5 protein-coding genes are annotated in these 12,508 nt (G+C 65.8%); all 5 read right to left on the bottom strand.

Going from position 1 to position 12,508, the window contains the following annotated elements; translation table 11 throughout:
* Nucleotides 1-2,317 (bottom strand): response regulator (locus tag CAPSK01_RS21475; RefSeq protein WP_273702925.1); only part of this gene is annotated, 2,317 nt, incomplete at its 3' end.
* A 19-nt stretch (nucleotides 2,318-2,336) separates the two neighbouring features.
* Complete coding sequence (locus CAPSK01_RS02260; RefSeq protein WP_034921841.1) at nucleotides 2,337-4,811, bottom strand: EAL domain-containing protein; 2,475 nt, start codon at nucleotides 4,809-4,811, stop codon at nucleotides 2,337-2,339.
* Nucleotides 4,801-7,269 (bottom strand): PAS domain S-box protein, encoded by a 2,469-nt coding sequence (locus CAPSK01_RS21470; protein WP_273702924.1) that lies wholly within the window; start codon nucleotides 7,267-7,269, stop codon nucleotides 4,801-4,803. Before CAPSK01_RS21470 ends, CAPSK01_RS02260 begins: the two co-directional genes overlap by 11 nt.
* A gap of 146 nt (nucleotides 7,270-7,415) precedes the next feature.
* Entirely contained in the window at nucleotides 7,416-9,053 is a 1,638-nt protein-coding gene (locus tag CAPSK01_RS21465; protein WP_273702923.1) for a response regulator, read from the bottom strand.
* Nucleotides 9,043-12,336 carry a response regulator gene (locus tag CAPSK01_RS21460; protein ID WP_273702922.1) on the bottom strand — a complete coding sequence of 1,098 codons (3,294 nt, stop codon included), beginning with the start codon at nucleotides 12,334-12,336 and terminating at the stop codon, nucleotides 9,043-9,045. The genes CAPSK01_RS21465 and CAPSK01_RS21460 overlap by 11 nt, the downstream gene beginning before the upstream one ends.
* Between the last annotated feature and the right edge of the window lie 172 nt (nucleotides 12,337-12,508).

Genomic DNA, 12,508 nt, shown 5'->3' with positions numbered 1-12,508 from the left:
GCAGCCAGCGGGCAAGCGTCGCGGCCAGCTGGCCGAAGCTGACCGGCTTGGACAGGTAGTCGTCCATGCCCGCATCGAGGCAACGTTGCCGGTCGGCCGCCATCACATTGGCGGTCAGGGCGACGATCGGCAGGCGAACCGCAGTGCCTTGCTGGCCCTGGCGAATGGCCGCCGTCGCCTGGTAGCCGTCCAGCACCGGCATCTGACAATCCATCAGAACCAGGTCGAAAGCGCCGTTCGCCACGCGATCGACCGCATCCCGTCCGTTGACCGCAAGTTCGGCCTGCACGCCGAGCCGGGTCAGCATGATGAGCAGCAATTCCTGACTGTCGGGGTTGTCCTCGACCAGCAGGACGCGGCCACGCAGCCCGGACGCGGCGACGCCCGGCGCGGCAACGGGGGGGGCCGCGGGCGTCGTCGCCGGACGTGACGACGACAGGTCCTCCACCGAGGTCAGCGCACCGCGCATCGCCATCAGCAGGTGGCGGGTGAGAAACGGCTTGTACAGTCGGCGTGTGACGCCGCTTTCGGCGAGTTGCGCGGCACTCGCTGGACGCGACGACGAAGTCAGCAGAATGCTGCGCGTGCCGCTCAGCGCCGGCTGTTCCTTGATCTGCCGAGCGCAGCGCAGGCCGTCCATGTCCATCAACGACACGTCGACCAGGAGCAGGACGAACGGGTCGGCGGCCGCCACCGCCTGTTTCATGATGTCGAGAGCGCCGCTCCCGCTCTCGGTGCAAGTCGTTCGCAGGCCCCATTTTTCGAGTTGGCGCTGCAGGATCTCGCGCGTGGCGCGGTGGTCGCCGGCGATCAGCACGCGCTTGCCGGCCAGATCGTCGACCACCAGGAGCGGTGGCCGCAGCTCCCGGGCTTTCGGCAGGCTCAGTTCGACGCTGAAACACGATCCCTTGCCCGGCCGGCTCGCCAGATGGAGGCTGCCGTTCATCAGTTCGACCAGGCGCCGGCAGATGGCCAGGCCGAGCCCGGTACCGCCGTAGCGGCGGGTGGTCGAACCATCGGCCTGGGAAAAATGCTCGAACACCCTGGCTTGCGCGTCGACCGGAATACCGATGCCGGTGTCTTCGACGGCGAAGCAGAATCTGACCTGGCTGTCGCTGTCGCCGAGAACCTTGGCGCGCACGACGATCTCCCCGCGTTCGGTAAATTTGACCGCGTTGCCGATCAGGTTGGCGGCCACTTGCCGCAGGTGTTGCGGATCGCCGTTCAAGGGCAGCGGGTAGTCACAGTCCGTCAGGTCGACGAGCAGTTCCAGGTTCTTGGCCGAAGCCGGCTGGGCGAACATCGCGGCAGTCGTCTCGATCAGTTCGCAGAAGTCGAAATCGGTCGCTTCCAGCTCCATCCGCCCGGCCTCGATACGGCTGAAGTCGAGGATGTCGTTGATGATGGTCAGCAGATGCTGACCGGAGCGCTGCACGGCTTCGGCGAAACGACGCTGTTCGGCGTCCAGGCGGCTGGCCAGCAGCAGCTCGGTCATGCCGAGCACACCGTTCATCGGGGTCCGGATTTCGTGGCTCATGGTCGCCAGGAACTCGCTCTTGGCCTGGCTCGCCGCTTCGGCGGTCAGTCGCGCGCGGCGCTCGCCTTCGGTCATTTCGCCGAGCGATATGGCCATGGCGTTCATCGTCGTCGCCAGTTCGCCCAGCTCGTCGCCCCGCCGGATGTCCAGACGGGTGTCGAAACGGCCGCCCCGGATCGCCCGCGCGGCCTCGACCATCTGCCGCAGCGGCGAGGAAAACGAACGCGCCAGGACGAAGGCCATCGCCGCCGCCGGCAAGAGGATGAACAGCGTCGCCCCGACGCTGGCGAGCAGGGCGTGCTTGGCGAGTTCGTCGAGCGCGACGAGCGAGAACTCCATGTGGGCATAGCCGGCGCGCCTGCCGTCGGCCAGGATCACCGGCGCCAGCACGTGCATGTGGTCCCGATCGACGGCGGCAAACGCCCTCTCCGTGCTCTCCGCCGCGAGCAGCCAGTCGGCACGGGGGAAGGGCTGACCACTGGCCAGGTTGTCTGCCGTGTGATCGGCGATGATCCTGCCCCGCGTATCGAGCGCGTGCGCTGCAATCAGGTCGGCGTCGCCCCGCTTGGCGTCCAGTTGACGGTGCATCGCGTCGATGTCGTGTTCGGCTATCGCGTCGTCCAGGCCACGCGCCAGGCTGAGGGCCAGCGCCTCGGCCTTGCTCTGGAATTGCTGCCGCGATTGCCGGGATTGTTCGACGAATCCGAAAACGCCCAGGCTGGCGGAGGCAACGACCACCACCGCCATCGAATAGCCGATCAGCTGCGCGCGGATCGACAAGCTCCTGCGCATCGCCGGCCTACAGAATATCGCCGGCGCTAGCGGACGACGCCGGGCCGGCAAACAACTGGTCGAGCACCTCCGGGGCGATCGGCCGATAGAGGCGATAGCCCTGCAGGAACAAGTCGCCGAGGTCGAGCATGAAGCGCTGCTGGCTCTCGGTTTCCACCCCTTCGGCGACGACCTCGAGTCCCAGCTCGCGAGCCAGCGAGATGATGGCGCGCACGATCGCTTCGCCCTGGGGGTCGCCGGGAACGCCGGCCAGGAAACTGCGGTCGATCTTCAGGCGGTTCAGGCGCAGGCGCTTGAGGTAGGCGAGACTGGAGTAGCCGGTGCCGAAGTCGTCGACAGTGACCTGGACGCCCATCGACACCAGGCCATCGAGCATTTTTACCGAGTGATCGAAATTGCTCATCAGCCAGCTCTCGGTGAGCTCGAGCTCCAGCGCTTCGGGTTCGAGCCGGGCGATAGCCAGCGCGTCCACGATCGAACTCAGGAAAGCCGGGGCGCGGATCTGCCGCGCAGAAATGTTGACCGCCATGCGCAGCCGCGGCATCGGGCCGTCGCGCCAGAGGCGCGCCTGCGCGCAGGCGGTCTTCAGCACCCAGGCGCCGATCGGCAGGATCAGCCCGGACTTTTCGGCGAGCGGGATGAAATCGCCCGGTGGCAGCAGTCCCTGCTGCGGATGCTGCCAGCGCACCAGCGCCTCGACCGAGTCGATGCGTCCGCGGTGCACCACCGGCTGGTAGTGCAGGCGCAACTCGCCGTGGTCGACGGCGAGCCGCAACTGGCTTTCCAGGCGCGTCTGCTGCAGCAGCGCCGGGGCACTTTCGCGACCGGCGAAGCAGACCTGGTTCTTGCCCATTTCCTTGGCCTGGTACATCGCGTTGTCGGCGCTGACCACGAGGTTGGCGACTTGCGTGCCGTCGCGCGGGAAGACGGCGACGCCGATGCTGCCGGTGACGCGGCTCTCCTCGCCAGCGAATTCGACCGGCTTCGAGAGTTCCTCCAGGATGTTGGCGGCCACACGCGCCAGGCTTTCGTCGCTGCTCGCCGACGGCGTGACGACGACAAACTCGTCGCCGCCCCAGCGGGCGACGATGTCGCTATCGCGCACGCAGGCGCGCAGGCGTTTGGCGGTGACGACCAGCATGTGGTCGCCACCCTTGTGACCGAGCGTATCGTTGATCGCCTTGAAGCCGTCGAGGTCGATGAACAGCAGTCCCAGCGAATCGTCGCGCCGCCGGGCCAGGGCCAGCGCGTGACCGGCCATGTCGATCAGATGCGCACGGTTGGCCAGGCCGGTCAGCAGATCCTGGCGCGCCATCTGGGCCAGCCGCTGTTCGGCGCTCTTGCGGGCACCGATGTCCTGCGTCTGGACGATGCAGTACAGCGGCGAGCCGTCGGGTTCGCGCACCAGCGAGACGCTGAGCAGCGTCCACACCGGAGCGCCATCGCGACGCAGGAAGCGTTTTTCCATCTGAAACGCCGGAATCTCGTCGTTCACCAGCGCGCGCAGGGAGCCGAGTTCGGCATCGAGGTCCTCCGGCTGACTCAAGCGCCAGAGGTTGACCCCGGCCAGCTCCGATTCGCCATAACCGAGAAGCTGGGCGACCGAACGGTTGTTCTGCAGCACCCGCCCGTCCATTGCGACCAGAGCGATGCCGACCGCGGCATGATCGAAGGCGCTGTGGAAGCGCTCCTCGCTTTCGCGCAGTGCGCGCTCGGCCTCGCGCCGCCGGCTGATGTCGCGAAAAACGAGCACCGCGCCGAGCAACTGGTTCTCGTCGTCGACGATAGGCGCCGCGCCCTCATCGACCGGCACTTCACCACCGGTACGCGCGAGCAGCAGCGAGGTATCGCGACTCTGTACGAGTTCCCTGGCGACCAGTGCGGCGACGATCGGGTTGTCGACCGGCTGCCGGCTCGCTTCGTCCACCGTGCACACGACCTCGGATACCGGCCGGCCGCAGGCATGCGCGTGCGACCATCCGGTCAGACGCTCGGCGACCGGGTTGAGAAAACGCACCATACCCTCCGGGTCGGTGGCGACGACGCCGTCGCTGATGCAGTGCAAGGTCTTGGCAAACCACTGTTCGCTGCGCCGCAACTGGGTTTCCATCTGCGCCTTGACGAGCGCGACCTCGATCGTCGCGCGTACCTCGTCGGGCCGAAACGGCTTGATCAGATAACCGTAGGCGCCGGCCGCGCGGGCCCGCCGCACCGTGGACTCGTCGCTGTTCGCACTGAGAAACACCACCGGCACGCGACGCGTCTCCTGCAGCATTTCGGCCGTCGCGATGCCGTCGAACGGCCCTTTGATCATGATGTCCATCATCACCAAATCCGGTTCGCTGGCCTCTGCCCGCTCGAGCGCCTGGGCACCGCTCACCGCCGTCGCCACGACATCGTAACCGAAGGCCTCCAGGTGGTAGCGCAAGTCCATCGCGATCACCACCTCGTCTTCCACAATCATGATCCGCTTAGCCGTCATGGCTGTCATCGCTCCTAGTTTGGCTTGCTTCACGAAAACGCAGGCGATAGCGGGTACCGCCGGCACGTTCCAGGCTCATTTGACCTTCGAGTTGATCAGTCAGCGAGTCGACCAGGCGCAAGCCCAGTGACGAACTCCGCCGGAAGTCGAAGTCCTCGGCAATTCCGATCCCGTTGTCGGCCACTTCCAGCGTCAGCGTGCCGTCCGCGTCGGCCGAGAAACGCGTCACGACGGTGCCGCCGGCGCCGGCCGGGAAGGCGTGCTTGATCGCGTTGGTCACCAGTTCGTTGACCAGCAGGCCGCAGGGCACCGCGGTGTCGATCGAGACCCGGCTGTCGTCGGCCTCGACGCGCAACATGATGCCGCGCCGACTGGCCATCACTGCCTGATCGAGACTGTCCATCAGACTGCGCAGGTAGCCGCCGAGCGCAATGCGCGCCAGATCCCCGGAACGATACAACTGTTCATGGACCAGCGCCATGGCCTTGACCCGTGCGACGCTGTCGGCCAGCACCTCGCTCAAGCGAGGATCGTCGATGCCCCGACCTTGCAGGCTGAGCAGGCTGGCGACCACCTGCAGGTTGTTCTTGACGCGATGGTAAATCTCCTTGAGCAGCACCTCGCGATCGTGCAGCGCGCTTTGCACGCGTTCTTCGGCGTGCTTTTCGGCGATCACGTCACGCACCAGCGACATGACGCCGACGACTTCTCCGGCGGCATCGGTCAGCGAGGTATTGAACCATTCGCAGAGAATGATTTCGCCACGCTTGCTCAGGTTCTCGTTGGTGATGTGCGCGCCACCGCTGTTGTCCCGCAACTGCGCCAACACCGGTTCGATTACCGGCATCGCCTGCGGCGGCACGATGAGGTCGACCTGTCGACCCAGCGCTTCGTCACGCGTATAGCCGAAGATACCGGCCGCCGCCGGATTCCATTCGACGATACGGAAGTCGGCGTCCCATTCGATCACGCCCAGCATCGATTGCTGCAGGTGCAGCGAAAGTTTGCGCTCGGTAGCACGCAGATTTTGCCATACGACGCGGCTCTCGGTAATGTCGCGGCCGAAGGCGATGGCATAGGCTTCCGGGCCGGACGTCGCGGTGGCGCCGGTCAGGGTCCAGGCAATGCGGCGCTGACGGCCATCGGGGCAAACGATGCTGCTCTCGCATTCGTCGCCGCCGATCTCCGGAGCGGGCCTGGTCCCCGGCGCCGGGAGCAGCATCGGCAGACCTTCGACAGCAGCGCGCAATTCGTCATAGGAGCGGCCGATGACGTCCTTTCCCGCCAGACCGCTGAGCCGCCGCGCCTCGCTGTTGAACACCTGCACGCGGCCGGCGCGGTCGACGCCGACGACGACCACACCGGCACTGTCGCTGATCGCCTGCAAGAACAGACGACTGCGCTCCTGGCGCAGCGCACGGCCGTAATTGAGCCAGATCAGGAGAACACTGAAGAGCGCCAGCGTGGCGACTGCCAGCCCGGCGTGCCGCGTTTCGCTGCGCCACCCGGCCAGTGCCTCGCTACTCAGGTCGGTCACTCCCAGGACCAGGCGTGGCGAGTAGTCGACGCCGTCGCCGGACAGCGTCTTGGCGGCGCTGATTTGCTCCCGCCCATCGGCAGCGGTGACGCCGTGGTGACTGGAATAGCGGTCGCCGCCGGCGAGATGACGCGACAGGTGCGAGCCGGTCAGGAGAAGATTCCGGCGGTCGTCTCTTTCGGGCTCGGGTAGCCGCAGCACGATGTCGCCACTCTCGTGGAACAGTCCCACCGTCATGGTCGGCGTTTCGAGCAGCGAACTCAAGACAGGAGCAAAATGATCGATGGCCAGCGCCAGCGTCAGCGTCACCGCCGGTCGACCGGCGTGCGGTGCGAAATGGCGACTGAGCATGACCAGTCGGCGACCCGATGTTTCGGCCATCGGCCGCGAAACATGGAGCACGCCTTCGCGGGTCGCCGACCTGAGGTGCTCGTCGAGCGCCACCGGGTCAGCCAGCCCGGCCAGGTAACCCGAATCCAGAAGGACGCGTCCATCGGTCGTGTGCATCGCATAACCGCGCGCCTGCTCGATCAACGGAAAACCGTCGCGTAGCAGGTGGGCGACGGCGCTGATTCCCTGCCCGTGATCCGCGTAAGCCTGATAGGCGGCAAGCAACAAGCGCCCATCTTGCCGCAACGAAGCACCGATGCTCTGGTCCACGACATCGAGCCCGATGCGCGACCGCGCCAGAATAGCCCGGATCTCGTCGGCGCGGCTCTGCCAGGCGAACCAGCCAAAGGCTCCCGCCAGCCCGGCGACGACCAGCAGGGAAGCGAGCAGGCTGCGCCACATTACCCTGTCGTGTCCGCGTCGACCGGCCAGACCCGGCAGCCACCGGCAGTCGCCGCGCCTACGCAGCGGGTCTTTGCTCTCGCATCGGTCGACCGCGCTCTCGGCAACGGTGTTGTCTGACTGCTGCATCGATCGGGCTCCAGGGTGCCGCGTGCGGCTCGGATCGTCAGGCCGCGCGCCCCCGCCCGGCAACCTTGCCGAGCCCGCGCGACCTTGGACAATCATAGCGCAAGGTCACCCCCGGCGCCACTGGGGCCTTTTCCCATGGGTCCTGATCAAGGCTCACATCGAGGTGCCGTTGGATTTCCGATCCTTCGGGAACCCGGCTCTTGCCGAAACACCAGCGCGAAGACGGTGCGCTCTCCGGGAACCATGAGAATCTCGCCGTCGATCTGGTCGATCAGGTTGACGATCAACTGCCAGCCCATGCTTTTCTGGTGTGCAATGGAAAAGTCTGGCGGCAGACCGACACCATCGTCACTGACCGAAATACGCATCGCGCCGTCGGCGTCGCATTCAAGCGCGACGTCCACGCGGCCGCCACGGCCGCCTGGAAAGGCATGCTTGAAGGCATTCGAGACCAGCTCATTGACGATCAGGCCGCAAGGCACCGCCGCCTCGATGCACAGCGCTGCCGGCGCCAGATCGCGGCCAATGACGATTTCCGGGCGATGCTGCTGGATCGCCACCTGACTGATCAGGCGGTCGAGAAAGGCGTCGAAGGCAACGCTCGACAGGTCCGCCGCGCCGTAGAGCAGTTCGTGCACCAGGGCCATGGCGCGCACGCGCGCCGAGCTTTCGCCGAGCAGTGCGCGAGCCGCAGGATCGGCGATCTCGCGCGCCTGCAAATCCAGCAGGCCGGAGACGACCTGCAGGTTGTTCTTGACGCGGTGGTGGATTTCCTTGAGCAGCACTTCCTTTTCCCTCAGCGCAGACTCGATTTGCGCCTCGGCGCGCTTGCGCTCGGTGATGTCGCGCACGATGGCCCAGATGCCGATCGGCTCGCCACCATCGTCGGCGAGCAGAAAGCTGCGCAACTCCACCGGAAACACCTTGCCGTCGCGACGAACGTACTCCTTTTCATAGATGTCGGAATAGCCACGCACCAGAATCTGCTCCTTGACGACCTGCGCCTCGCTGGCGTGCCAGCGCGGTGGCGTCAGATCGACGTAGGTCAGGCGCTGCAGTTCCTCGAGGTCGTACCGGAGCATCTCCTGGAAGGCGGGATTCGCATCCTGGATGTGGCCTGCCATATCGACGCTGGCGAAAGCATCGCGCATGCTTTCATGCAGGCGCCGAAAACGGGCTTCGCTCTCGCACAAGGCCTTCTCGATCAGGATGCGCTCCTCGATTTCCCGATACAGTTCCCCGTTGCTTCGGATCAGGTCCTTGGTGCGCTCGCCGACCACGGCTTCGAGATGCTGATTCAAGTCCTGCAGAGCCTGCTCTGCCCGTTTGCGCTCCGCCACTTCCGCCTGCAAGGAAAGATTTTGCGCTTCGACGCGCGCCTTGAGCCGGTGCAGGCGGATATGCGCTTCGACACGTACCAGTATCTCGGCGCTCTCGAAGGGCTTGGTCAGATAATCGGCCCCGCCAGCCTCGAAGGCCTGCACCTTGTTGAACACTTCGCTCGCGGCGCTGACGAAGATCACGGGAATGGCCGCGGTGCGAGGGTCGTCGCGCAGGCGTCGGCAGACTTCGTAGCCGTCCATGCCGGGCATTTGCACATCGAGCAGAATCAGGTCGGGGAGTTCGGCGTTGGCGCTGGCGAGGGCCGTGGCACCGTCGAGTACCGGACGCACGACGTAACCACGGTCTGACAGGATCCGCACCAGCAGGCGCAGGTTTTCCCGGTTGTCATCGACGGCGAGAATGCTGCCGGGAACCTGAGAACCCATGTCATCAATGGTCATTGTGTGCTCCTTCGGAAATGATCGACACCTCAACCTGCCTTGTCAAGGCCGCGATGCGGCCGTAGTCGAGGTTGTCGGCAAAGCGCGCCAAGGTACTCGCCAGCGCCTGATCGAAGACGCGGGCGTCGTCGATCAGGCCGTCCACCTCTGCGATCTGGGCGCGCACGGCGGCGCCGTGCAGACGTTCCAGCCACTCGGCCGGCGCTGCCCCCAGCGCGTCGACCAGATCCGCGGCATCCAGCGATTGTTGTTCCGCGGGTGGCGACGTTTGCACCCCACGTACATAGCGCACCCCCAAATGCCGCGCCATCATGGCGAGCATCTCCGATTCGCGGAAGGGCTTGCGCAGAAAGTCGTCGCAACCGGCGGCCAGGATCTCCTGGCGCTCCTCCTCGAAACTGCTGGCGGTGAGCGCGATGATCCTGGTTTCGTGTCCCGCTGCCGTGGCCTTGATCCGCCGCGTCGCTTCCAGCCCGTCCATGCCGGGCATGCGCATGTCCATCCAGATCAACTGCGGCCGCCAACTTTGCCAGATATCGATGGCCTGCTGTCCGTCGCCGGCTTCCTTGACTGCGAAGCCCAGCGGCGTCAGTAAACTGGAAAGCAAACGGCGACTGTTTGCGTCGTCGTCCACCACGAGGAGGCGATAGCTCGGCTGCCCGGCTGCCAGCCCGAGCACCGGCTGGCTCGCAGCCGACACGACCACCGCGGTGTCCGCCAACGCTTCGAGGAGGATCTCGACACCGAATACGGTGCCCTGGCCCGGCGTGCTCCGGACATCGATCGCGCCGCCCATGAGCGCGACGAACTGCCGGCTGATGGCCAGCCCGAGGCCGGTACCTTCGAATGTCCGGTGTCCCGCCGCCAGTTGCGCGAAGGGAACGAAGAGTTGGTCCAGCAGGTCGGCGGCGATGCCGATGCCCGTGTCGGCCACCTCGAAACGCAGGCGGACGGTGTCACCCGGCGTCGACTCACCTGCCGCAAGGTCGACCTTCAGGCCGACGCTGCCGTGCTCGGTGAACTGTAAGGCGTTGCCGAGCAGGTTGATGAGAATTTGCCGCAGCTTGACTTCATCGCCACGCACCCAGCGCGGCACCGTCGCCGAGTGTTCGACGCTCAGGCACAGACCCTTGTCGCGTGCCTTGCGCGAAAACATGCGTTCCAGTCCGGCAAGCAGTTCAGGCAGGTCGAATTCGACGGGATTGGCCACGCTGCGGCCGGTTTCGACGCGCGACAGTTCCAGCACATTGTTGATCAGGGTGAGCAAGTGCTCCCCGCTGCGATGTATGGTGACCAGATGCTCCCGTTGCCCAGGCGCAAGCTGTTCGCGTCCGGCCTGCGCGTCGCGCAGCAACAGGTCGGAAAAACCCAGCACCGCGTTCAGCGGCGTGCGCAACTCGTGGCTCATGTTGGCCAGGAAGGCGCTCTTGGCCCGGTTCGCCGCCTCGGCGGCATCCTTGGCGAGAAGGAGTTCCTTATTGGACTGCGCCAGTTCCGCCGTGCGTTTTTCGACCAACTCCGCGAGATGGTCGCGATACTGGATGAGTTCGGCTTCGGCCAGCTTGCGCGCGGTGGTATCGATGTTGGTGCCCACCATGCGTAACGGCCGGCCATCGGCGTCGCGGTAGGTACGCGACGCGGCGAGAATGTAGTGCACCGAACCGTCGGGCCAGACGACCCTGAATTCCTCGCTGTATTCCTTTTCGCCGCGCAGCGCGCCCTGGATGCCGGCTTCGGTCCGCGCCCTGTCCTCCGGATGCAGGGCGCCCGACCACGCCTCGTAGGCACCGCCAAAGTCTTCCTTGCGCAGACCGTAGAGCCGGTACATGGCATCGTCCCACACCAGCTCGTCTTGCTCGACATCCCAGTCCCAGATGCCGATCTCCGCTGCCTGCGTGGCCACCTCGAGCCGCTCGCGAGAACGGTCAAGTTGTTCGACACGCTGATCGAGGGCTTCGAACGACAGTTTGAGTTGCTGCGACATCTGGTTGAACGATTCCGCCAGTTCGCCAATCACGTCGGCGCGGTCGATGACCAGCGGCTCGTTCCATTCGCCGCGGGTTGTCCTCCTGGCGGCGGCATTGAGGCGCTGGATCGGCGTCGCGATCCAGCGCGCAATCGACGCGCCCATGACGATGGCGATCGCGGCGGCCAGCACGGCCAGATAGAGGCTCATCCGCCGGGCTTGATCGACCTCGGACAGGAAATCGAGCGCCGGCACCACGACGACCGCAAGCAAGTCCAGATTGGCGCGCCGCAGCGGAATCACCCGCATGAAGTGTTCGCTGTCGTTCCATGGGAAGCTGAACTGCGCCGCCTGCACAATGCCGTCGAGGGTGCCGACGCGATCGAGGATCGCCCGGGCGCTGCTGGCGGTGAGCGGATTCGCGCTGTCGACGGCGGCTAGGCGGTGCCTGCCCTGGACGGCCGTCGCGGCATAGCTCGTGTCCCGTATGCTCTTGAACGGCGCCTCGCCCGACGACGAGGCGACGAGCTTGCCCTGGCGATCGATGATGAATACCTGGCCCGTGCGGCCAATGCCGAGCGAGGCGAGAAACCGGCTCATGTCGCCGAGATAGCTGCTGGCGGCCGCGATGCCCAATGGCCGCGCGCCGTCGAGAATGGCACGAAAGTTGATCAACATCAGCTTCGGCTGGTTGAGCCCTTCCGGCACCGAGACGGCCAGGTACCAGAAAGGCCCTCCCTGCCGCGCCATGGCGCCGAGGTACCACGGATCGTGGGGCGGATCGCGTTGCGGGTCGTAGTTCTCGATCACGCCGGTGATCTCGCCGCGTTCACCCTGCGCGCTCAAGCGCCGGCTGACGAAGCGCCCGCGGGTCTTGTCGAACTCGCGCAGGATCAGTTGGTCGGAGTCGCGCTCGATCACCGTAAAGTCCCGCTGCTCGCTGCCTAGCGCAGCGGTGTTCACGTCCGGAAACTGCGACAACTGACTGGAGAATTGCTCGACGACGGCGGACGCGTCGGCGGGATCGAGCTTGCCGGCCCGCACTCGCGCGGCGTTGTCGATCGTGACGCGCTCCATGTCGTCAAACAAGGTGGATAGCCTTTGTTCGACCCGTTCCCCGATTTCCGCCATCAAGCTTGCCGCAAGAACAGCGACCGCCCGCTCCGACCCGCGGTAGGAAAAGTAGCTGACCAGGCCGACGGTGGTGACGATCAGCAACATGAAGGGAAGTGCCGTGACCAGCCACAACTCCGAACGTCGAAGCGACAGCTTCATTCGTCCGAGGGACCCTGCCGCGCCGCCGGGTGAATCGGTCATGCGTCGCTGCCCGCGCCTGGGTCTTTCTCCGGTGCTTGCGCTTCGCGCTCCGCAGCGCCGCTCGTCAAGGCGGCGATGCCGCCGTAGTCAAAGTTGTCGGCAAAGCGCGCCAGGCTACTCGCCAGCGCCGGATCAAAGGCTCGGGCCTCGTCGATCAGGCCGTCCACCTCGG

The organism is Candidatus Accumulibacter vicinus (genome assembly GCF_000584955.1).
In the GTDB taxonomy this organism is placed as follows: domain Bacteria; phylum Pseudomonadota; class Gammaproteobacteria; order Burkholderiales; family Rhodocyclaceae; genus Accumulibacter; species Accumulibacter vicinus.
The sequence above is the reverse complement of the archived record's forward strand: the minus strand, read 5'-3'. Positions and strand labels throughout refer to the sequence as shown.